17 protein-coding genes and 1 other RNA gene are annotated in these 21,510 nt (G+C 47.6%); 9 read left to right on the top strand and 9 right to left on the bottom strand.

Annotated features, from left to right (window positions below):
• Positions 1-94: 94 nt before the first annotated feature.
• The 8 genes from rnpB to WH95_RS03880 all read right to left on the bottom strand — a co-directional run bounded on the left by rnpB (position 95) and on the right by WH95_RS03880 (position 8,204).
• Positions 95-535, bottom strand: an RNA gene (rnpB, locus tag WH95_RS20410) — RNase P RNA component class A.
• 22 nt (positions 536-557) lie between these two features.
• The gene (locus tag WH95_RS03910; RefSeq protein WP_046503082.1) at positions 558-1,268 is read right to left on the bottom strand and encodes an N-acetylmuramoyl-L-alanine amidase; all 711 of its coding nucleotides are present in this window, start codon (positions 1,266-1,268) and stop codon (positions 558-560) included.
• Positions 1,265-2,263: a transcriptional regulator GcvA gene (gene gcvA, locus WH95_RS03905; protein WP_052741771.1), complete on the bottom strand. Its 999-nt coding sequence runs from the start codon at positions 2,261-2,263 to the stop codon at positions 1,265-1,267. The genes WH95_RS03910 and gcvA overlap by 4 nt, the downstream gene beginning before the upstream one ends.
• A 292-nt stretch (positions 2,264-2,555) precedes the next feature.
• The gene (locus WH95_RS03900) at positions 2,556-3,656 is read right to left on the bottom strand and encodes an NAD(P)/FAD-dependent oxidoreductase (RefSeq protein ID WP_046503078.1); all 1,101 of its coding nucleotides are present in this window, start codon (positions 3,654-3,656) and stop codon (positions 2,556-2,558) included.
• A 70-nt stretch (positions 3,657-3,726) separates the two neighbouring features.
• Positions 3,727-5,574: an ATP-binding cassette domain-containing protein gene (locus WH95_RS03895; RefSeq protein ID WP_046503076.1), complete on the bottom strand. Its 1,848-nt coding sequence runs from the start codon at positions 5,572-5,574 to the stop codon at positions 3,727-3,729.
• Positions 5,575-5,588: 14 nt separating this feature from the next.
• Positions 5,589-6,314, bottom strand: a complete 726-nt coding sequence (locus WH95_RS03890; protein WP_046503074.1) for a TerB family tellurite resistance protein — start codon at positions 6,312-6,314, stop codon at positions 5,589-5,591.
• A gap of 213 nt (positions 6,315-6,527) precedes the next feature.
• On the bottom strand, positions 6,528-7,316 hold the full coding sequence (locus tag WH95_RS03885; protein WP_046503070.1) for a DUF3750 domain-containing protein: 789 nt from the start codon (positions 7,314-7,316) through the stop codon (positions 6,528-6,530).
• Between the two features lie 189 nt (positions 7,317-7,505).
• Positions 7,506-8,204 (bottom strand): DUF2161 domain-containing phosphodiesterase, encoded by a 699-nt coding sequence (locus tag WH95_RS03880; RefSeq protein WP_046503066.1) that lies wholly within the window; start codon positions 8,202-8,204, stop codon positions 7,506-7,508.
• Positions 8,205-8,362: 158 nt separating this feature from the next.
• On the opposite strand from WH95_RS03880, the gene WH95_RS03875 reads away from it, so the two are divergent.
• From WH95_RS03875 to WH95_RS03855, 5 genes are all read left to right on the top strand, one after another.
• A complete protein-coding gene (locus WH95_RS03875; RefSeq protein WP_046503063.1) occupies positions 8,363-9,754 on the top strand; it encodes an FAD-binding oxidoreductase in 1,392 nt (463 codons plus the stop codon).
• A 530-nt stretch (positions 9,755-10,284) separates the two neighbouring features.
• Positions 10,285-11,382 carry an ABC transporter ATP-binding protein gene (locus tag WH95_RS03870; RefSeq protein WP_046503061.1) on the top strand — a complete coding sequence of 366 codons (1,098 nt, stop codon included), beginning with the start codon at positions 10,285-10,287 and terminating at the stop codon, positions 11,380-11,382.
• Positions 11,383-11,471: 89 nt separating this feature from the next.
• Positions 11,472-12,566, top strand: a complete 1,095-nt coding sequence (locus tag WH95_RS03865; RefSeq protein ID WP_046503059.1) for an ABC transporter substrate-binding protein — start codon at positions 11,472-11,474, stop codon at positions 12,564-12,566.
• A gap of 135 nt (positions 12,567-12,701) precedes the next feature.
• Positions 12,702-13,961 carry an ABC transporter permease gene (locus WH95_RS03860; RefSeq protein WP_046503057.1) on the top strand — a complete coding sequence of 420 codons (1,260 nt, stop codon included), beginning with the start codon at positions 12,702-12,704 and terminating at the stop codon, positions 13,959-13,961.
• 4 nt (positions 13,962-13,965) lie between these two features.
• On the top strand, positions 13,966-14,811 hold the full coding sequence (locus tag WH95_RS03855; protein ID WP_046503054.1) for an ABC transporter permease: 846 nt from the start codon (positions 13,966-13,968) through the stop codon (positions 14,809-14,811).
• Positions 14,812-14,919: 108 nt separating this feature from the next.
• Here the strand turns inward: WH95_RS03855 and WH95_RS03850 are convergent, their stop codons facing one another.
• Positions 14,920-16,002 carry a GlxA family transcriptional regulator gene (locus tag WH95_RS03850; protein WP_046503051.1) on the bottom strand — a complete coding sequence of 361 codons (1,083 nt, stop codon included), beginning with the start codon at positions 16,000-16,002 and terminating at the stop codon, positions 14,920-14,922.
• Between the two features lie 171 nt (positions 16,003-16,173).
• On the opposite strand from WH95_RS03850, the gene WH95_RS03845 reads away from it, so the two are divergent.
• From WH95_RS03845 to WH95_RS03830, 4 genes are read left to right on the top strand one after another with little or no spacing between them, the layout of a single operon-like run.
• A complete protein-coding gene (locus tag WH95_RS03845; RefSeq protein WP_046503047.1) occupies positions 16,174-17,424 on the top strand; it encodes a sarcosine oxidase subunit beta family protein in 1,251 nt (416 codons plus the stop codon).
• Positions 17,425-17,436: 12 nt separating this feature from the next.
• Positions 17,437-17,820, top strand: a complete 384-nt coding sequence (locus tag WH95_RS03840; protein WP_082113961.1) for a sarcosine oxidase subunit delta — start codon at positions 17,437-17,439, stop codon at positions 17,818-17,820.
• Positions 17,820-20,840 (top strand): sarcosine oxidase subunit alpha, encoded by a 3,021-nt coding sequence (locus WH95_RS03835; RefSeq protein WP_046503044.1) that lies wholly within the window; start codon positions 17,820-17,822, stop codon positions 20,838-20,840. The genes WH95_RS03840 and WH95_RS03835 overlap by 1 nt, the downstream gene beginning before the upstream one ends.
• Positions 20,833-21,429, top strand: a complete 597-nt coding sequence (locus tag WH95_RS03830) for a sarcosine oxidase subunit gamma (protein ID WP_046503042.1) — start codon at positions 20,833-20,835, stop codon at positions 21,427-21,429. Before WH95_RS03835 ends, WH95_RS03830 begins: the two co-directional genes overlap by 8 nt.
• Positions 21,430-21,510: the final 81 nt, after the last annotated feature.

Below are 21,510 nucleotides of genomic sequence, written 5' to 3'. Positions count from 1 at the left end.
AAATTGTAACTTAACCGATACGGATTGATGGAAAGGCACTCCGTAAAATCACAGGTTGTGATTTCTGGTGTCGTTTAGGGGAAAGAAAAATAATTATGTCAGACGGTCATAAGCCGGGTTTTGTCGCTTGCCACAAAGCCAAGGCCTGTGACAACGGAAGGCTATTCATCTGGGATGCTCATTGCTGAACACCTCTCGCAACTGACCCGGTCGACGGTGCGGAAAAACACCTGATTCCTCAAAACGAAGTTTTGTGAACCTGTCGACCCTATTTAGTTTTGCTCCCGGTGGGGTTTACCATGCCGCTTCCATTTCTGACCGCGCGGTGTGCTCTTACCACACCCTTTCACCCTTACCTGCTTGTCACAATCCATAAGGAAATGGGACCTACAGGCGGTTTGCTTTCTGTGGCACTTTCCCTAGGGTCGCCCCCGCCGGGCGTTACCCGGCACCGTATTCCCGTGGAGCCCGGACTTTCCTCCCTTTCCGGTTCAGGTGAAACCTGCCAGAAAGAGCAGCCTGTCGGACCGTCTGACGTGCTACAGTTAGGCGGCTTCTCAGTCGTCGTCAAGTTGTGAATGGAGGTTGGCTAGAATTTGACAGCATTCCCGATCAACCTGTCCATCCAGTTTGCCTGGCCGAAAATGTCTTTGAAAGGCAATGATAGCTGCTTTAGTCAAAGACCCTGTGGGACTTTCCATATCAACGTTATAGCCGTATTCGCCAAGCTTTAAGATAAACTCATCTTGCAAAAGATTGTCACTCTGTGTGGTTGTATCGGGCCAGAGGCCAACGCCTTGTTGCGCAAGGAGCCGCCAATCAAATAGTTCGCCCGGATCTTCTTTGCGGTCGGGGGCCACGTCAGAATGAGCCAATACTCGGTGTGCAGGAATAGCGTGCTGCTCTATAATTCTTTTGCTAAGTTTGATGGCAGAATCCATTTGAGCTGTGGGAAAGTATCTGTATCCCCATTCGTGACCGGGGTTGACGATTTCAATTCCTATTGAGCAGCTGTTAATGTCTGTTACCCCTTTCCAATAGGCAAGGCCTGCATGCCAGGCTCGATTTTCTTCGGAAACAAGTTGAAAAACCTCTCCGTCTTCTTCAACGAGGTAATGTGCACTCACCTGTGCTTCTGGGGCGCATAAGCGTTCAAGGGCTTCTTGGCCTGTTTGCATGCCGGTGTAGTGCATCAGAAGCATATCTATTTCCCCATTCTGGGGGCGCGGTCCGTAATTGGGAGAGCCAAAGGTATGATTAATCTTCATCGTGCACTGTCCGTTTTTATCGTGTGCGATCTATCTGGACTTTGTTCCAGTTTCTGCAGAATTGGATTGTTGGCAACAATGCTTTCTGTGACAGAGAGTAGCCATTGCCTGAATTTCCGCAGGGCTGGTTTGTTGGCTTTGTTTTTGGGGCTGGCAATATAATAACGGCCAATAAGGGAGACGAGATCAGGAAAGGGCATGACCAATCGCCCAGAAGCTAAGTCATCTTCGATCATCATTAAATCACCCAGTGCAACGCCGTACCCCATTGCCGCGGCTTGAAGGGCGCTGTCTGTGGTATCAAAGGCTTCTCCGCTATTTGTGTTTAGCGTTGTTGCCTGGGCTTCGTGCCCCCATTGTGCCCATTCTCTGTATTCGCTGGGTGTCGTCGTCAAGCTATCGCTTTTTGCTGAACTGCTACAGTGTAAAAGCATGACTTCGTTTAATGAGTTTGGATCTTTGGGATCTGAGAGCCTATCCCGTATTGAGGGGGCGCAGACCGGTGTCATCCATTCATTCGTTATAGCTGTCGTGTGAAGGCCTGTTGGCATGCAGTGGCTATGAACGATGCCGGCGTCAAATGTCTCGCGGTCAAAATCTACGGCATGCCAGGCGGTGGTCAGGCGGATATTGATATCTGGCTCTAGAGCCTGAAATTGTGATAGCCGGGGAATGAGCCACCTGACGGCAAAAGAAGGAAAAACCTTGATGGTGAGCTCTTCTGATGTGCCTGTAAGTTCTTCGGATATTGCGTGAACACGGTCAAATACGTCGCTCAAAACGGGTAGAAGTTTTTTGCCGCCATCGGTTAGGGTCAGCCCCCGATGTTCGCGCTCAAAAAGTTGGATTTGATAGTAATCTTCGAGTGTTTTTATTTGACGGCTAATCGCCCCTTGCGTGACATGTAATTCATCTGCGGCATCGGTGAAGCTCAGTCTTCTGGCTGCGGCTTCAAAGGCTTTGAGAGCATTAAGGGGCGGGAGCTGTCGACGCATTCTTTTTCCTATGAGAAAACCTCATTCAAGTATGACAAATTCCAGTTTGAATAACAATCCCCTGTGATCTTAACTATTGATCATAATTGAAAATTTAAAACTTTATATAGAGTGGAGCTTTGTTGTTATGAGAAAAAATCAAACAAAATCTCAACTTTTGCAATGCTTCAATTTACGCCAAGCCAAAAGCAAAATGCCGTGTTTAGATGGGTTTTGTTTTGATGGTGAAGTGAACGGGCGAGATTTTCTGGCGAAGCCAATGATGCCGCTGTATGGTCCGGATGTTTTTGCCTTAGGAGTTAAGTTTCAGAACCTTTTCGGCAATCGCCATAGAGGCTGTCAGACCAGGAGATTCAATTCCAAAAAGGTTTGTTAGTCCGTGAATGCCATGTGTTTTTTTGTCCTGAATAACAAAGTCAGACGCAGGGGCACCAGCTGATTGAAGTTTGGGGCGGATGCCAGAGTAATCAGGGGTTAATGTATTGTCTTGTAAGGTTGGCCAGTATCGTCTGATTGCATCATAAAAAGGTTTTGATCTGTCAGAAGAAACTTCATAGTCCAGGGTGTCAACCCATTCTACATCGGGGCCAAACCTGATTTGCCCGTCCATATCCAACGTAACATGAACGCCCAGTCCTGCGGCTTCTGGAACCGGATATATCAGATTTGAAAAGGGGGCTTTCCCGCTTAGGCTGAAATAGTTGCCTTTGGCGTAGAAAAGCTCGGGCACACATTCTGGCGGAAAGTGGGTAAGTTTTCCGGCCAACGCCGGGGCGTGAAGACCCGCAGCATTAATAACTGTTTTCGCGCAAAGGGTCATCGGGCTTTCACCGCCTGTATGCAGAACAATCCCTTCGCTGCTGATCTCACCACCATTCACTGGTGTGTGAAAGGCAATCATGCCCCCGTTATTTTCCAGATCGCCTTGAAATGCTAAAATAAGATTGTGAACGTCAACAATGCCTGTGGACGGAGAGAAAAGGGCCTTTGTTGCGAAAAGCTCTGGCTCGCGGTTTTTAACCTCTTCTGCTGTCAGATAGTAAAGGTCATCAACACCGTTTTTGATTGCACGCTGCCTGATATCTTCCAGTGTTCTTTCTTCTTCAGGTGTTGTCGCAACGATTAGCTTTCCACAATTTTTGTGGGGGACGGCATGGTCGCGGCAATAGTCATAGAGAAGTTCTTTGCCTTTGACGCAAAGTTCAGCCTTTAGGCTGTTTTGTGGGTAGTAGATACCGGCGTGAATGACCCCGCTGTTGCGTGCAGAGATTTCAGATCCGGGCAGGGACTCTTTTTCGATCACAATGACGTCGCGTCCGGATATCGCTAGCGCACGGGCACAGGCCATGCCAACAACACCGGCACCTATGACAACACAATCAACCTGTTCCATGTCCGCGTCTTTGTCCTTGATTGTAATCTATAATTTTTTTGGAGTTGTAACTTTTTTGAAACCTCTAAGGTCAAAGTTTCCCCGCTTTGAGGTTCTCTTGCTTTTCTTCCAGTTCCAACCAGCGTTCTTCCGATGCTTCCAGCTCATTTTGTGTTTTTTCAAGAAGTTTAGTGGCTTCTTGAAAGCGTTCCGGGTTTTTGCTGTATAGTTCTGGGTTGGTCAACTCTGCCTGTAGGTTATCAGATTGTTCTGTTAGTTTCTCGATCAATCCCGGCAGCGAGTCCAACTCTCTTTGTTCTTTGTAGCCAAGCTTTGCCGAGGATTTTGCTCGAGGCGCATTTTCTTTCTTTTGCGGCTTTGATTTTACTGGTGTTGTGTCAGATGGGGCTGTTGCGGTTTCGCTCAAGGCTTTTTGTGCCCGATAATCACTGTAGCCCCCGGCGTACTCAACAACAGTGCCATCGCCTTCGACCGCATAGATGGCTGTCGCCAATCGGTCCAAAAAATCACGGTCATGACTGACAAGTAAGAGGGTACCGTCATAATCATCTAGGACCTCGACCAACAGGTCTAGCGTGTCCATGTCCAGGTCATTGGTTGGTTCATCAAGTATCAGCAAATTGCTGGCCTGGGCAAACATGCGGGCGAGTAACAGGCGGTTCTTTTCGCCACCTGAGAGGGTGTAAACGGGTTGGCGGACCTGTCCTTCGTCGAACAAGAAATCTTTCAGATAGCTGACAACATGCTTTTGCTGTCCGCGTACCATGATGGAATCTCCGCCACCGGGTGACATGGTTTCCCAAAGAGTGCTGTTGGGGTCGAGATCTTCACGTTTTTGATCAAAATAGAGCATGGTCAGATTTGTGCCCAGATCAACTTTGCCCGTGTCCGGTTCAATCTTTTCTACCAGCATTTTGACAAGAGTGGACTTTCCGGCACCATTGGGGCCAACAATGCCAATGCGGTCCCCGCGTTTGACCTTGGTGCTGAAATCTTTGATGATTTTGCGGGTGCCTCCACCCGCCAGAGGATAGGATTTGCTGATGTTCTCGGCAGTGATGACTTTGTCGCCGCCAGTATCAAGTGTTTCCACCTGAAGCTTGGCTGTTCCGGGGCCCTTCATCCATTCTGCGCGCTTTTGGCGAAGATCTTGTAAATTTCGTAAGCGGCCCATGTTGCGTTTACGTCGTCCGGTGACACCGCGCTGAAGCCAGTGTTCTTCGCGAACAATTTTACGTTTCAAGCGATGAAATTCCTGTTCCTCGTTCTCGCGCATTTCCTCGGCCCAGGCTTCGTAATGCTCGAAACCTTTGCCAAGTCGATGAACTGTGCCGCGGTCCAGCCAAAAGGTTTGACGGGTGAGGTGATTAAGAAAGGTCCGGTCATGGCTGATCACCATCAGGGCGCCGCGAAAGTTTTTAAGTTCTTCTTCCAGCCATTGTATTGTTGGCAGGTCCAGATGGTTGGTGGGTTCGTCCATCAAAAGGACTTCTGGGTCACTGATCAATGCTCGGGCTAATGCTGCACGTCGCCCTTCGCCACCGGATAGGCCGGTTAGACGCCTGTCGCCGGGGAGTTTTACATGATCGAGCATGGCGTCAACAAGGTAATCGGCCTCACTGACATCCGGACGCAAACCGGCTTTGACGTGATCAAAGACTGTTTCATCCTGATTGAAAACGGGATCCTGTGGTAGATAGGCGACAGTTATACCGGGTTGGAGAAAGCGTTGCCCTTCGTCCAGCTCCTGTTGCCCAGCCATGATTTTCAACAGCGTTGACTTGCCTGTACCATTTCGACCAACCAGACAGGCTTTTTCGCCGCGGGCAAGGCCAAAGGTAAGATCCTGAAAAAGCGTTTTTGTACCAAAACGCAATCCGGCGCTGTTGAGAGCGACAAGATGAGAAGGAGGCGCCATTTTGTTTTTAATTCTTAATTTCTGAGTTGTTTAATTTGATCGTATGCTGCATTGATTGCGGCAAGCTTTTCATTCGCAAGATCAACGAATTCCTGGGGCATACCCTGAGCAACAAGCTTGTCGGGGTGATTTTCGATAACAAGCTTGCGGTGGGCTGATTTTATGTCCTGGTCACTGCTTTCGCGGGTAACGCCCAGGATTTTATAGGGATCAGATTTATCCGGTCCAACATTTGATGCATGGAGGCGATCCCATTGAGCCTCGCTAAAGCCAAAAATCTCTGCGACACGTTGAAGATAGGTGACTTCTTCGGGGGAGACGTTGCCATCAGCTTTTGCAATGTGGAACAGTCCGTTCAAAAGCTCTTCCAAAACCGCCGGATTATCTTTGAAGGTCCGGCCAATCTGATTTGCGTAAGGTTCAAAACCTTCTGAATCTTGTCTGGCACGGTCAAAAAGACGGCCAACATTTTTCATTTCTTCCGGGGGAATACGAAAGACCTGTTTAAAGGCGGCAACCTCATCTTTGGTCACAACCCCGTCTGCTTTGGCCATTTTGGCGCCGAGCACAATCACACCGATAGTAAAGGTGATTTGTTTTGTGCTGTTTGTGCCATCTTCGTCAGTTTCCGACCGCATGCGATCAACTGCGTGCCCAGCCATGGCGCCCAGAAATGCACCGATAGGTCCGCCTACCAGGAAGCCTGCTGCTCCACCAACAATTTTTCCCCAAATACTCATTGTATGCTTATTTTGCCTTTGTTTTTAGAAGAGGCTTATCCCCATCATAAGGATATCGAAAACTTACTATAGTATATCTCTTTTGCACTAGCTTGCCACTGCTTGAGAGTCAATCCCTGGCCCAGGGAAAGAAGACAAAAGTATCATCGCAGGCTTAGGCTATAATGATAATGTCTTTTTTCCCTGATTATGCCTTTGTAACATGGCTTCTTGTCATTTTTGCGATGAGGCCGCAGAAGAGGTTTCTATCAAGCCGATTTTGCCGATACCGGGTAAGCGCAAGGCCATGTTATCGGGATCTACGCCAAAGTTTAATCCCAATATATTGATTTCAATACCTTCAGATGTGGCAAGTGTAATTCCCGCCATCCCATAAAATGAAAACTGTAAACCCGTATTGCTGGGGGCTGCTGCAAAAAAAATATCGTTTTCATCAAGATAGTCTTTGCCGACTGCGGTTGGGGGTAAGTCCACATTTAATGCGGGGATCTGTCTAATTACATGGGCGGTGAAGGTATTGGAGTTCGGCCCGGGCCAAGCTTCGTATTTGTCGGGAAAGCGGTATGTCTTGGCGGCTTCGATAATCTGAGGAATAATTTCAGCGGCCTGCTTGCCTCGAATGTTATGATAGATTTCCGGTTTTGACCCAAACCAGTTTCGATCGGGCCATCCGGTTGACACTGATGTGACGGACATGCCGCGATAGTGACGCCAGCCAATAACCTCGAGCCGGGTGTATTCGCGGGCATTCTCTTCTTTAAAAGCTATCCATGTGTGGACGGCAAATGCGCCTCGCCAGTTATAGGTTCGGGCGCCATAAACCTGTACGATAGCTTCAGGGGTTGTATCTGGATCAGGTGCGATACCAGCTCTGTCGCGATTTGCTTTGCTCCAGGGCGTGTTTAGATCTACCTGACCGGTTAGGATGACAAGCCCAGGCCCAATAAGTAATAGCAATACGAGAGCTGTGACTCGCTTTAGCGATTTAAAAAGATATTTCATACCTTATCTCTAAAGGGGTAATGGGGCACTCTTATGGCAAGTTATCAAATAAAGTTAAATCTTGTCGCTGTTATTGATGCATGCCGATTCCGATAGGTCTCTGGCCAACAGCAATTCCCCCTACATTAAAGTCGGGGTTCAGATATCAGGGTTAAGGGGGATACTATTTTGTAAGCAGGTCTGTAGAGGTTATTTTTTGAGGTTCTCTATAATATCGTCATATTCTTTTATGGCTTCTTGCCCTTTGGGGGAAAGCTCGTAGATGCCTCTTTCAACCCGTATGAACCAGCCATAAACATCCCTTTGAAGTATTGCGGCTGTCTTTTCTACCAGGGTGTTCTTTTTAATATCTGAGACTTTTCCTTTTTCATGGTGGTGCAGATAGTTGGCACAGCGTAGGGCATCTTGACGATATGCTGTGATGATCGGACGTTTGTTACTTCCCCCCTTGTTTGGGTCACCGACACGGCGTTCAAACTCTTGTAGCAGTAATCCTTGGCGGCGTTTGTTTTTGCGTGGTTGATAGGGGCCGGGATCTACGTGAATTTGAATGTCAGTTGGCTGGTTTTCACCCATGCGCAGGGTAATTAGACCCAATCCTAGGCGACGGCATAATTTAACGATGTCTTTTTGGTGGCGAAACCAAGGATTGGTTCTTTTCAATTTGTGGGGAATGGCAAAGGCCATATAGACGTCTTCGCTTAGGGATTGTCGATCAATGCCCTGAAAGAGGAGTGTTAGATTGAAGCTGGTTTTGAGCTCTACAATAACAGGGGTTTCATTACCCCGAACCGCAATGACATCACACCCCTTGATTTCAGACTTTACTTCATACCCTTGGTTTTCAAGATATGCTTTTATTGGGGGGTATAGATCCGTTTCTTTCAAAGGGGGCTTATCTTTCTGAAATTCAAATATATGTTATTGCTGACTGGCTGGTTATTTTCTTCCGTGATAGGGTAACGATCCCATAGTGTTAGTCCAGTGTGTTTTGTTAATTTGCATATACTAACAGGTTCTATTTTCATGATGTCACAGGTGAATGGATGAGGAATAAAGTACGTCTCAGCGATAGTTTGAAGGCTGCTCTGGTTGAAATTTTAGGGGATCGCCTAAATCTATCTGCGGCAATTTGTGAAAGACATGGCAAAGGGGAATCCCATCATCCGGCTATGCCGCCAGAGGCTGTTGCTTTTGTTCACTCTACGGAAGAAGTCTCGGCCGTTATGAAGCTTTGTTATGAACATGATTGCCCCGTGGTGCCGTTTGGTGCCGGGACTTCTTTGGAAGGGCATGTTGCCGCTGTTGCCGGGGGGGTATGTATTGATCTGTCTGAGATGGCGAATATTCTGGATGTCAGCGATGGGGATCTGGACTGCCGGGTTCAGGCAGGTGTGACAAGAAAGCAGATTAATCATCATTTACGAGACAAGGGACTTTTTTTTCCGATTGATCCTGGCGCTGATGCGTCCTTGGGGGGGATGGCGGCAACCCGGGCATCTGGCACGAATGCGGTGCGATATGGAACAATGCGTGACAATGTTTTGGGGCTTACCGTTGTTTTGCCTGATGGAGAGGTTATAAAAACGGGTGGTCGTGCACGTAAGTCTTCTGCCGGTTATGATTTGACGCGGCTTATGGTCGGGTCAGAAGGTACATTGGGTATTATCACAGAGCTACAGTTAAGACTTTACGGTATCCCCGAAGCGATTTCATCGGCTGTCTGCTCTTTCCCAAACCTGGAAGCAGCTGTTGATGCTGTTATGTTGATTGTTCAGGTGGGGGTTCCTGTGGCGCGGATAGAGCTTCTGGACGAAGTGCAGATGGATGCCGTTAATCGTTACTCTAAACTCTCCTATCCAGTGACCCCTACGCTTTTCTTCGAATTTCATGGAACTGAAACAGGTGTGGTAGAGCAGGCCGAACAGGTTGGTGAAATTGTCAATGACTATGGGGGCGGTGATTTTCAGTGGGCTTCTGAGCAAGAGGATCGCAACAGGTTATGGCAGGCACGGCACGATGCCTATTATGCGGGAATTAACCTGCGGTCTGGTTGTGAGGGGTGGCCAACCGATGTTTGCGTACCAGTTTCCAAACTGTCTGAATGTATATTAAAAACGCGAGAGTTGATTGATAAAGAGGGCCTTGTTGCGCCGATTATTGGTCATGTTGGCGATGGAAATTTTCATGTTTTATTTATCGTTGATCCGGCGAATACGGATGAGATGGAAAAGGCAGGGCGCGTTAATCAGGCCATGGTGGATATGGCGATTTCCTATGGTGGAACCTGTACGGGAGAACATGGGATCGGTATGGGTAAAAAGAAATATTTGGTAAAAGAACATGGGGATAACGCCGTTTCGGTCATGCGCCGAATAAAACAGGCACTAGATCCCAAGGGGTTGTTGAATCCGGGTAAGATTATTCCTGAGGTTTGAGCCTTGTTCTTTTAATATTGTTGAACTGTTTCCATATAATTTCCCTAAGTTGTATAGGAAAGTTGGCGGTAAATTAAATTTTGAAAATCGGCGGTTTTGAAGATGATAATGTCGTATTTAGGTAAAAATTAAGTCATTATGTCTCAATCGTTCATGTTAATGTCACATTTATTCATGACAGTGTTTGGTTCGTGGGTCATCGTAGTTGAAGTAAGGCATAAACTGAATTGTTCATAATCCTCGTTGAAGAAGGGTGTTGCGCTGGAAAATAAATTTTCAGAGCCGTTCAGTATAATAAATAAGGCATGATATCTATTCGTGCCGAATATGGGAGGCATGACTTGGTCAACAAGTCGGAAAATAAATCCAACCATTGCAGTAGTTAATCAAAGTGATGTTTATTTCTTTGAACATGCACAACTTTTTTTCGTGGGTGCTTGATTCATTCGAAATTAATGTTTCTAATGTGTGCGTATAAAAAATGCGCATACGGCGTAAAAAAATAAACAGGTAGCGAGGCAATAGGCGCTATGGCGAATCCCGCATCTAGTGAGGCGTATGTACGCTTTGATGGGGTCCAAAAGAGTTATGACGGCGTTAATCTGGTTGTGAAAGACCTTAACGTTGACATACCAAGGGGCGAATTTCTAACAATGTTGGGGCCTTCCGGGTCCGGTAAGACAACTTCCTTGATGATGCTTGCTGGTTTTGAAACCGCAACGCATGGTGATATTTTTCTGAACGGGCGTTCTATTAATAATGTTGCGCCGCATAAACGTGGCATTGGCATGGTTTTTCAGAACTATGCATTGTTCCCGCATATGACCGTTGCAGAGAACCTGGCTTTTCCGCTTCAAGTTCGGAAAATGGGTAAAGCCGAAGTCGAAGAAAAAGTTCAACGTGCATTGGATATGGTTGAGCTGGGGGAATTCGGTAATCGTCGTCCCGCACAGTTGTCCGGTGGTCAGCAACAGCGTGTAGCTGTGGCCCGCGCATTGGTTTTTGAGCCAGATCTTGTCTTGATGGATGAGCCACTGGGGGCGCTTGATAAAAATCTGCGTGAACAGATGCAGTATGAAATCAAACATATCCATGATCGCTTGGGTGTTACTGTTGTTTACGTGACGCACGATCAATCCGAAGCTCTGACGATGTCAAACCGCATTGCCGTGTTTGAAGATGGACGTATTCAACAGTTGGCACCGCCAACTGAGCTATATGAGAAGCCAGAAAACGCATTTGTTGCCCAGTTTATCGGTGAGAATAATAAACTCAGCGGTAAAGTTGATGCCTTAGCAGATGGTATCTGTGAGGTTGTCCTGGATAGCGGTGAACGTGTTAAAGCCTTGGATATCAACACCGATGGTGCTGGTACAGCAACAACTCTTTCTCTGCGGCCTGAACGAGTGTTCCTCAATCCTGCTGAAGGACAATGTCAGAACGTGTTCTCAGGTAAAGCTGAAGAAGTTATTTATTTGGGTGATCATATCCGTGTTCGTATGAACGTTTGCGGACATGATGACTTTATCGTCAAGGTTCCAAACTCTTCTGACAAGAAGGGGCTCGCAGAAGGAGATACAATCCCTGTGGGCTGGAGTATTGATGACTGTCGGGCGCTGGACGCCTGATCTTTCAGACCATTTTCTGCTTTTATGTAGAAAATTATGTCGTGTTTTTCTGACACAAGGTCACAAAGCCTTAGGGAGGCATATTAAGAATGAAGAAAACTTTGAAACTTTCCACAGCTCTCGTGCTGGGTTCTGTTGTTGCTGCAACAGCTGTGCAGGCTGCTGATAGCATCACTGTTGTATCCTGGGGTGGCGCTTATACTGCTAGCCAACGTGGAGCTTATAGTGATCCTTTTACTGCTGAGACTGGAATCACGATCCTTGATTCTGATCAGGCTGGTAACGGACTTGCGGGTCTTCGCGCTCAGTCCGAAGCTGGTAACGTAACATGGGATGTTCTCGATATTCTCGAGGGTGATTCCATGCTTGCTTGTGACGAAGGCCTTGCTGTTGAGCTAGATTATAACAAAGACTTGAATGCTGCTCCTGACGGCACATCGCCACTTGATGACTTCATTCCAGGTTCATTGAACGGTTGCTTCGTACCAACAATCGTTTACTCAACAGTGATTGCTTACAATCAGACTGCTTTCGCAGGTGATAAGCCATCAACGATTGCTGATGTATTTGACCTTAAAAAATACCCAGGAAAGCGTGCTCTTGAGAAAAAGCCTGATGCTAACCTCGAGTGGGCTCTAATTGCTGACGGTGTTCCTGTTGGTGAAGTTTATAACGTTCTGGATACACCTGAAGGTGTTGATCGTGCGTTCGCTAAGTTAGACACCATCAAGGATCAGGTTGTTTGGTGGGAAGCTGGTTCACAAGCTGTTCAGTTGCTTGCTGATGGTGAAGTATCCATCGCTTCAGGCTACAATGGCCGTATCTTTGATGCACAGGTAAATGAAAAACAGCCTTTTACAATCATCTGGGATGGTCAGGTATTTGAGCTTGACGGCTACGTAATTCCTAAAGGTGCGCCAAATATGAAGGCGGCAATGGATTACCTACGTTACGCTACTGATACTCAGCGTAATGCAGACCAAGCTAAATACATTTCTTATGGTCCAGCACGTTCTTCCGCTGCTCCATTGGTAAGCACTCATATCACTACTGGTATTGATATGGGCCCGCACATGCCGACTCACCCAGACAACTTCAAGACACCAGTTAAAAAAGATCCTGGTTTCTGGGCTGATAACAAAGATGACCTAAGCGAGCGTTTCAACGCTTGGTTGGCTCAATAAGCTAATAGGTGCAGGGGAGACATCGTGCTCTCCCCTGACACTTATGAAAAAGATGTCTGGTGAACAGATGTCTGGGGCTGCCTTTCATGCGTCTTTTTCATAAGTGTCATAATGATAAAATATCTGGGAAAAATCATGGCAATTACAGTTGATTCAACAGGCGATTTGAGTCCTGAAGAGCAGAAAAGGCTCAAAGGAGACTTGAGCCGCTCGTTAAGGCAGAAAAAAATAAGAGCGATCCTGTTGGTTGCGCCATTGGTTGCATTCATTTTGGTGACCTTCATTTTCCCCATTGGTAATATGCTTGTTCGGTCTGTTGATAACCCTCAAGTTCACACATACATGCCAAATGTTACCGAGGCGCTTAAAAGTTGGGATGGTCAAGAACTTCCGGATGAAACTATTTATGCTGCTCTCGCAAAAGATTTAATTGAGGGGCGGAAGGCAAAAACCATTGGTAAAGCGGCGACCCGATTAAACTATGAAAAAAGCGGGATGCGTAGCCTTATTACCGGTACGGCACGTAAGCATAAAAAGATTGTTGCCCCCTATAAAGAGTCCCTTATCGGTATCAAAAAGAAGTGGGGTGATATTGATACATGGAAAATTATTAAGAAAACAGGATCTCCTGTTACGGGTTCTTTCTTTATCAATGCGTTTGATATGGTGGAATCCCCGGATGGTGAAATCTCCTTTGCACCGGAAAAACAACAGATTTATCTGAAATTATTCTGGCGCACAGTTTGGATGAGCCTTCTCATAACCTTCATGACCGTGTTGTTGGGGTATCCGGTATCTTTCCTTCTTGCTTCCTTACCGATGAAGACAGCCAATATTCTGATGATATTGGTCCTGTTACCATTCTGGACATCATTGTTGGTGCGAACCAGTTCTTGGATTGCTCTGTTACAGACCGAAGGCATCTTGAATGATCTTCTCGTGTGGCTTGGAGTTATTTCGAACGAAGCAAGGGTGCAGATGATCTACAATGCGATAGGGACTGTGGTCGCTATGACCCATATCTTGTTGCCATTTATGATTTTGCCGCTCTACTCAGTTATGAAAACGGTTCCACCTAGCTATGTTAGAGCCGCAAGGTCTCTGGGGGCGACTAACTGGACAGCTTTCTGGCGTGTGTATGTGCCGCAAACGGTTCCAGGGGTATCTGCTGGAGCGATATTGGTCTTCATTCTCTCTATTGGTTATTACATCACACCAGCTCTAGTTGGGGGGGAATCTGGTCGATTTATTGGGAACATGATCGCTTATCACATGCAAAAATCTCTTAACTGGGGATTGGCAGCAGCGCTTGGGGTTATGCTTCTGGTAATGGTGTTAGCGATCTTTGCCCTCTATAGCCGCGTTGTTGGTGATAATAAAGTTAAGTTAGGATAAGAGAATGGCTGTACCTTCTTATGCAGGGCCTCTTGAAAGAGCTTGGTACTATGGGTTTCGCGCTATTTGCGTATTGATTTTCATTTTTCTGATTACGCCCATACTGGTTATTGTACCTTTGTCTTTTAATGTAGAGCCATACTTTAGCTTTACTGAAGGCATGTTAACCTTGGATCCGGATGCTTATTCACTTAAATGGTATCAGGATTTCTTCACGAGTGATCGTTGGCAAGAGTCTATCAAGAACTCAGTGATTGTTGCCTTCTTCTCGACAATCTTATCTACAGGTCTGGGGACTGTTGCTGCTTTGGGCTTGAGTCGATCAGAACTGCCGTATAAAGGCATCATTATGGGGCTTCTAATTTCCCCGATGATTGTTCCTCTTATTATTGCAGCTGCAGGGATGTTCTTCTTCTACTCTGCCTTAGGAATTTCTAATTCCTATTTGGGTTTGATTTTAGCTCATACAGCACTGGGAACACCCTTTGTGGTTATTACTGTTACGGCTACGTTGAGCAACTTTGATACTACTCTGATTAAAGCAGGGGCCAGCCTAGGTGCTACGCCAACCTACACCTTTTTCAAGGTCACCATGCCGCTGATCATGACTGGTGTTATTTCAGGTGCCCTCTTTGCTTTGATGACATCGTTTGACGAGGTTGTTGTTGCGATCTTCATTGCGGGTGTCGAGCAGAGAACAATGCCTATGCAAATGTGGGCTGGTATTCGTGAGCAGATTAGCCCGACCATTCTGGCAGTGGCTACATTGCTTGTTGCTATGTCAATTATCATGTTGACCACAGTAGAAATCCTGCGTCGTCGTTCTGACAAAATTCGCGGTATTTCCTAACGATAAGGTGGTAGAATTAAAGAAAGGCCGGTACTTGATTGTATCGGCCTTTTTTGTATTGGGGGATCTATAGGGGAAGGGGAGCTAGGTCTGCCCTGTTTCAAAATTCTAAATATTTACTGAGGGGAAGTTCTCTGGCGTCAGGGTTTGTAAAAGGTCCTGACCTTCTTCACGATTGTTGCGAATGGAAGAAGGGGGGCGCTTGTAAGTTTTACTGAAGTGCCTGGAAAAATGAGAAGCATCCGAAAAGCCACAATCAGCTGCAATATCACTTATAGCTTTATCTGTGTTGAGCAGTTGCCATAACCCATGGCGCAATCTTAGATCCCGATAACAGGCCTGTGGAGAGACCCCGAGGTGCTCGCTAAAGGTACGTTCAAGTTGCCTTTTGGATATATTCACTCGGTTAGAGAGCTCTTCAATGGAAAGTGGGGAAGACATGTTTTGTTCCATCGTCAGAACTGCCTTGCGCACTCTTTCGTTATGAGAGAGCTGAATGGCTGGCGGTTGAGGCTGTGGGGCGGATGCGGAGCGAACCTTATCTACCTGAAGAATCCGAAGACTCTTTTGCGCGACAGCCTTGCCCAGATGCTTTTCAACTAACCAGGCTGCGAGGTCGAGAGCACCGGCACCTCCAGCACAAGTAATTCGTTTTCCATCAATAACATAGACCTGATCTGCGACAGGTTTGACGTCGCTAAATTCTTCCAGAAAATCATTGTAGTGATACCAGCTTACACAACATCTTTTGCCTTGCATAAGACCTGCGCGAATCATGGCAAAGGTACCCGTACAAAGCCCGATAATAGAGACCCCGTGATCAGCTGCTTTTTGTAGGACTTTGATGGTTTCAAGATCTGTCTGTGGCCCTTTGTGTAGCAGGCCTCCGACAACAACGAGGTAGTCATATTGAGCTAGATCGCTGATGTCGTTGGGTGGTGTGATCTCAACGCCGCAGCTGGATTTTACCGGCCGACCTGGTTTGGGGCTGATGATGGACCAGCGGCATTTTAAAGGTCGGCTATAATCTTCGTCGTCAGCTGCCAGACGTAGTGTATCAATTACCGATGAAAAAGGGGTCAGGGTAAAGTTTGGCAAGAGGATAAATGCGACACTTAATGAGGTTGTCTCTTTTGAAGTAACCTCAAACGATGGTTTACCTATAGAGGTCATGTCTGATGGTCTGTTCATGACTTCTCCTCTGCTGTCTTTTCTTGTCGTTGTTAAGAGTTATGTGTCGCTTCTGAACATGAAGATTATCAGAATGTCGCAAGGATACAATGATCTTGTCTTCGCCGTACATGGTAGAGTTTTGAAACTAGGCGTAGGATATGGATAACTAATAGAGGAGTGTGAACGGCTATGTCCCGTTTTTCGATTTTCAGCTTGGCAAGAAATGCCATGAGCTGGCATCAGAACTGGCCCCGCCAATGGCGTAGTCCAGATCCGAAGCCGGAATATGATGTTGTGATTATTGGTGCGGGTGGCCACGGTTTGGCGACCGCCTATTATCTGGCAAAAGAACACGGTATTACCAATGTTGCCGTTATTGAAAAAGGCTGGCTTGGCGGTGGTAACACCGGACGTAATACAACGATTGTTCGCTCGAACTATCTGTGGGACGAATCTGGCCTGTTCTACGAAAACGCGATGAAGCTGTGGGAAAACCTTTCCCAGGAACTGAACTACAACGTGATGTTCTCTCAGCGGGGTGTTTTGAACCTGGCGCATAACCTTGGCGACGTTCGCGAATCAATTCGCCGCGTGAATGCCAATAACCTCAACGGTATTGATGCTGAATGGCTGAATGCGGAACAGGTAAAAGAGTTTTGCCCGATCATAAATATCTCCAAAGACAGCCGTTACCCGGTTATGGGGGCGACCTTGCAACGTCGTGGTGGTACCGCCCGTCATGATGCGGTTGCCTGGGGCTACGCCCGTGGCGCAGACGATATGGGTGTCGATGTTATTCAGAACTGTGAAGTTCAGGGAATGATGATCGAAAACGGTACTGTAAAAGGCGTTCGCACGTCACTTGGCGATATCAAAGCCAAGAAAGTTGCGATGGCCTGTGCCGGGCATACTTCTGTTGTGGCTGACATGGCTGGTATCCGTTTGCCAATCGAATCACATCCGCTGCAGGCGCTTGTTTCCGAGCCAATGAAACCCGTCATCGATTGCGTGGTTATGTCAAATGCGGTGCACGTTTATGTGTCACAGTCTGATAAAGGCGAATTGGTTATGGGCGCGGGTATTGATGCCTATGTTGGTTATAGCCAGCGTGGCTCGTTACATGTGATCGAAGATCAGTTGGCATCAGCCATGGAACTTTTCCCTCTGTTCTCGCGGACCCGGATGATGCGTTCCTGGGGCGGGATTGTTGATACCTGTCCTGATGCGTCTCCGATTGTTGGTAAAACCCCGGTTAAGAACCTCTACGTTAATGCTGGTTGGGGGACTGGTGGCTTTAAGGCAACACCGGGTGCGGGTTGGTGCTATGCCCATACAATCGCCAAAGACGAACCGCATGATCTTAATGCGCCGTTCTCTATTGATCGTTTTATTACCGGTGCGCTTGTGGATGAACACGGTGCTGCCGGTGTGGCCCACTAAGGAGTAAATTGGATGCTTTATATCAAATGTCCCTGGTGTGGTGAACGCGACGAAACAGAATTTCATTACGGTGGCGAGGCACATATCGTGCGCCCTGAAAACCCCGATGAATTGACCGATGCAGAATGGGCTGAATACGTTTTCATGCGGACGAATACCAAGGGTGTTCACCGCGAACGTTGGGTGCACTCTGACGGATGTCGTCGTTGGTTCAATGTTGCACGTAACACTGTAACCAATGAAATCGTCTCTGTTTATAAAGTGGGTGAAAAACCGGATTTACCCGCAGAAGTAACGACCAAACCTGCGCCTGCGAAAGAAACTCCGGCTAAGAAAGCCCCGGTTAAGAAAGCAGTTGCAATAAAGGCCCCTGTTAACAAGAAAGAGGGCGCGTGATGACCGAGAAGTTCCGTACGACACAGGGAACACGGGTTGACCGTTCCAACGTCATTAATTTTACCTTTAACGGTAAAAATTACACAGGTGTCAAAGGGGATACCCTGGCATCTGCATTGGTTGCAAACGGGGTTCATCTGGTAGGGCGTAGTTTCAAGACGCACCGTCCCCGTGGTATTTTGACAGCCGGTTCTGAAGAGCCGAATGCAATTATCCAGCTGGAAACCGGACCGCGTAGCGAGCCGAACGTCCGTGCGACACAGATTGAACTTTACGAAGGTTTGACAGCTAAATCTGTCAACTGTTGGCCGTCTGTAAACTTTGACCTTGCTGCAGTTAACTCTGTGGCGTCCCGTATCTTTGTTGCAGGTTTCTACTACAAAACCTTTATGGATCCGAAGTCAATGTGGATGACGGTTTACGAGCCGATCATTCGTCGTATGGCTGGTCTGGGCGTTTTGCCACGTGAAAAAGACCCCGATACCTATGATCACATGAACGAGTTCTGTGAAGTCATGGTTGTTGGATCCGGGCCTGCCGGGTTGAGTGCAGCACTTGAAGCCGGACGTACCGGCGCCCGCGTTGTTCTGTGTGATGAACAGCCTGAATTTGGTGGTTCTTTGTTGAACACAAAACAGATCATTGACGGCAAGTCGGCTCAGGAATGGGTTAATTCTGCTGTTGCTGAACTGGAAGCAATGGATAATGTGCGTTTGTTAAAACGTGCAAATGCTTTTGGCTATTACGATCACAACTACATCACGGTTCATGAACGCAGAACGGATCATTTCGGTCCGGGCGCCAAGCCGGGTCTGAGCAAACATCGTATCTGGCATTTCCGCGCCAAACAGGTTGTGCTCGCAACTGGATCGCACGAACGCCCACTGGTTTTTGCTGACAATGATCGCCCGGGCATTATGCTGGCCAATGCGGGGCAGGCCTATGCCAACCGTTATGGTGCACTACCCGGGCGTCGCGGTGTTATTTTCACGAATAATGACAGTGCTTATTCGGCAGCAATTGATCTGGTTGATGCGGGCATGGATATTCCAACCGTTATTGATTTGCGTGAAGTTGTCGATGGTGATCTGCCCAACGCAGCGCGCCAAAAAGGCATTGAAATTCTGACGGGGTCAGGCATTGTTGCCACCCTTGGCAGTAAACGTGTCAAAGGTGTTGAGGTTGCAACAGTTTCTTCGGATGGCACCAAGATCACTGGTAGCCGACGCAAGATTGATTGCGACACGATCCTGACATCTGGTGGATGGAACCCCGCGGTCCATCTTTTCTCTCAGTCAATCGGCAAGCTCCGTTATGATGAAGAGAAAGTTTGTTTTGTACCGAATATCTCTGCACAGAACGAACGTACTGTTGGTGCCTGTAAAGGTTCTTTTGATTTGCAATCTGCCCTTGATGAAGGTGCTGCGGCGGGTGCTGCGGCGGCCAAAGATGCCGGGTTTGGCAAAGGCAAGGCAAAGGCTTCACCGAAAGCACTTGTTGTTGAAGAAAAAGCCATCAAGGCCTATTGGGTTGTGCCAACGGATCATCCCGTCGGTCAGGGCAAGCGCAAGCATTACGTTGATTATCAGCACGATGTTACCGCCGCAGATATCATGCTGGCGGCGCGTGAAGGCATGCACTCTGTCGAACATATGAAGCGTTATACCACGACAGGTATGGCGACGGATCAGGGGAAACTTTCCAATGTAAACGGTTTGGCGATCCTGTCGTCGCAGTTGGAAAAGGCTATCCCGAAGGTCGGTACAACGACTTTCCGCCCGCCCTATACCCCTGTTAACTTTGGTGCTTTGGCTGGACGTGGCATTAATGGCGACCTTGCTGATCCTGTTCGCCGTACTTCCATGTATAGCTGGCATCTGGAAAATGGGGCTGCTTTTGAGCCTGTAGGTCAGTGGCAACGTGCATGGTACTACCCGAAAGCCGGGGAAGACATGGATGCGGCCGTGGCGCGCGAGACTGCTGCTCTGCGTGAAGGTGTTGGTATTCTTGATGCGTCCACACTGGGTAAAATCGATATTCAGGGTAAAGATGCAGCAAAGTTCCTTAATCTGGTTTACACAAACGCTTGGTTAAAACTTCCTGTTGGGTCCTGCCGCTATGGCTTTATGCTCAAAGAAGACGGCATGGTCTTTGATGATGGTGTGACATCGCGTCTTGGCGAAAATCACTTCCACATGACAACAACAACTGGCGGTGCCGCCGGTGTTCTTGATTGGCTGGAAGAGTATCTGCAGACGGAATGGCCCGATCTGGAAGTTTACTGTACGTCTGTTACAGAAGAGTGGTCGACACTTTCTATCGGTGGTCCCAAAGCCCGTCAGCTACTGGAAGAGCTTGCACCAGAGATGGATTTCTCTAACGAAGCTTTCCCGTTCATGACTTGGCGCGAAGGTGAAGTTGCTGGTGTTCCTGCGCGTGTTTTCCGGATTTCCTTTACCGGTGATCTTTCCTATGAGATCAATGTCAGAAACTGGCATGGTCTTCACCTGTGGAAGAAATGTATGGAGCTAGGGGAAAAGTACGACATTACGCCGTATGGAACCGAAACCATGCACGTCCTTCGTGCAGAAAAAGGCTTTGTCATTATTGGCCAGGAAACTGATGGGACACAGACACCACAGGATCTTGGTATGGACTGGATCGTTGCAAAGAAGAAAGGTGACTTTATTGGTCGCCGTTCATTTGCCCGTGAAGATACGGCCCGTGAAGGTCGTAAACAGCTTGTCGGTCTTGTTACAGAAAATCCAAAGGAAGTTCTGGAAGAGGGCGCACAGCTTACCTATGAGCGTGTGAACCCGACACCTGCCCCGATGGTCGGTCATGTTACATCTTCTTACTGGAGCCCGAACCTGGGCCATTCTATTGCGATGGCCTTGGTAAAGGATGGACATAACCGTATGGGACAATGGATTTACGCGCATGACCGCGGCAAGGTGACAAAGGTGAAAATTGTCAGCCCGGTCTTCTACGATCCAAAAGGAGAACGTCGTGATGGTTGATACATTCCGTAGCAGTATTATCGCGCACAAAGAACAGGCCATGATCAATGGTTCTGTCAGTGGCGAACAAGGTGTCAGCTTGTCAGAAGTCCCTTTTCTGGCTCAGGTGAATATCCGCGGGAATGCCGAAGATAAAAAGTTTGTTGCCGGGGTGAAAAAGGTCGTTGGTGTTGCTGTGCCAACAGATCCAAACACCTATGTCACCAAAGGCGACTTTACTGTTTTCTGGCTAGGCCCTGACGAATGGCAGGTTGTTGGTCCGGTTGACGGGCAAGATGATCTTGTTCAAAAACTGCGTGATGCGCTTGATGGATTACATGTTGCGGTTATTGATGTTTCCGGTAACCGCACGGCACTTGATCTGACAGGGGCACAGGCACGTAATGTGATGAAGAAAAGCTGTCGTCTGGATATGGATGCACAGTCTTTTGCGCCGGGACAGGCCGTTCAAACACGTGTTGGGAAAGCCCCTGTGCTGTTGCAAATGTTGGATGACAAGCCGACTTACCGGATGTTTGTCCGTCCGTCCTTTGCCGAGTATCTGGTTGATTGGCTTCTGGATGCGATGGGTGAATATCACCATCTCTAAATAAGCAAACTTTTTTATCCTGCTTTTAAGTGTTCATATTGTGGGGTAGATCAATATCAATAAAGCCCGCAGTTTTATCTG

The sequence above is a fragment of the Kiloniella litopenaei genome, from assembly GCF_000982415.1.
Lineage (GTDB): Bacteria > Pseudomonadota > Alphaproteobacteria > Kiloniellales > Kiloniellaceae > Kiloniella > Kiloniella litopenaei.
Note: the sequence above shows the minus strand (reverse complement) of the source record. Positions and strands in the feature narration are given on the sequence as shown.

Bases quoted from the DNA above. Each gene is read 5' to 3' on its own strand.
- WH95_RS03910 (WP_046503082.1), bottom strand. From the start codon at position 1,268: ATGAAGATTAATCATACCTTTGGCTCTCCCAATTACGGACCGCGCCCC.
- gcvA (WP_052741771.1), bottom strand. From the start codon at position 2,263: ATGCGTCGACAGCTCCCGCCCCTTAATGCTCTCAAAGCCTTTGAAGCC.
- WH95_RS03900 (WP_046503078.1), bottom strand. From the start codon at position 3,656: ATGGAACAGGTTGATTGTGTTGTCATAGGTGCCGGTGTTGTTGGCATG.
- WH95_RS03895 (WP_046503076.1), bottom strand. From the start codon at position 5,574: ATGGCGCCTCCTTCTCATCTTGTCGCTCTCAACAGCGCCGGATTGCGT.
- WH95_RS03890 (WP_046503074.1), bottom strand. From the start codon at position 6,314: ATGAGTATTTGGGGAAAAATTGTTGGTGGAGCAGCAGGCTTCCTGGTA.
- WH95_RS03885 (WP_046503070.1), bottom strand. From the start codon at position 7,316: ATGAAATATCTTTTTAAATCGCTAAAGCGAGTCACAGCTCTCGTATTG.
- WH95_RS03875 (WP_046503063.1), top strand. From the start codon at position 8,363: ATGAGGAATAAAGTACGTCTCAGCGATAGTTTGAAGGCTGCTCTGGTT.
- WH95_RS03870 (WP_046503061.1), top strand. From the start codon at position 10,285: ATGGCGAATCCCGCATCTAGTGAGGCGTATGTACGCTTTGATGGGGTC.
- WH95_RS03865 (WP_046503059.1), top strand. From the start codon at position 11,472: ATGAAGAAAACTTTGAAACTTTCCACAGCTCTCGTGCTGGGTTCTGTT.
- WH95_RS03860 (WP_046503057.1), top strand. From the start codon at position 12,702: ATGGCAATTACAGTTGATTCAACAGGCGATTTGAGTCCTGAAGAGCAG.
- WH95_RS03855 (WP_046503054.1), top strand. From the start codon at position 13,966: ATGGCTGTACCTTCTTATGCAGGGCCTCTTGAAAGAGCTTGGTACTAT.
- WH95_RS03850 (WP_046503051.1), bottom strand. From the start codon at position 16,002: ATGAACAGACCATCAGACATGACCTCTATAGGTAAACCATCGTTTGAG.
- WH95_RS03845 (WP_046503047.1), top strand. From the start codon at position 16,174: ATGTCCCGTTTTTCGATTTTCAGCTTGGCAAGAAATGCCATGAGCTGG.
- WH95_RS03840 (WP_082113961.1), top strand. From the start codon at position 17,437: ATGCTTTATATCAAATGTCCCTGGTGTGGTGAACGCGACGAAACAGAA.
- WH95_RS03835 (WP_046503044.1), top strand. From the start codon at position 17,820: ATGACCGAGAAGTTCCGTACGACACAGGGAACACGGGTTGACCGTTCC.
- WH95_RS03830 (WP_046503042.1), top strand. From the start codon at position 20,833: ATGGTTGATACATTCCGTAGCAGTATTATCGCGCACAAAGAACAGGCC.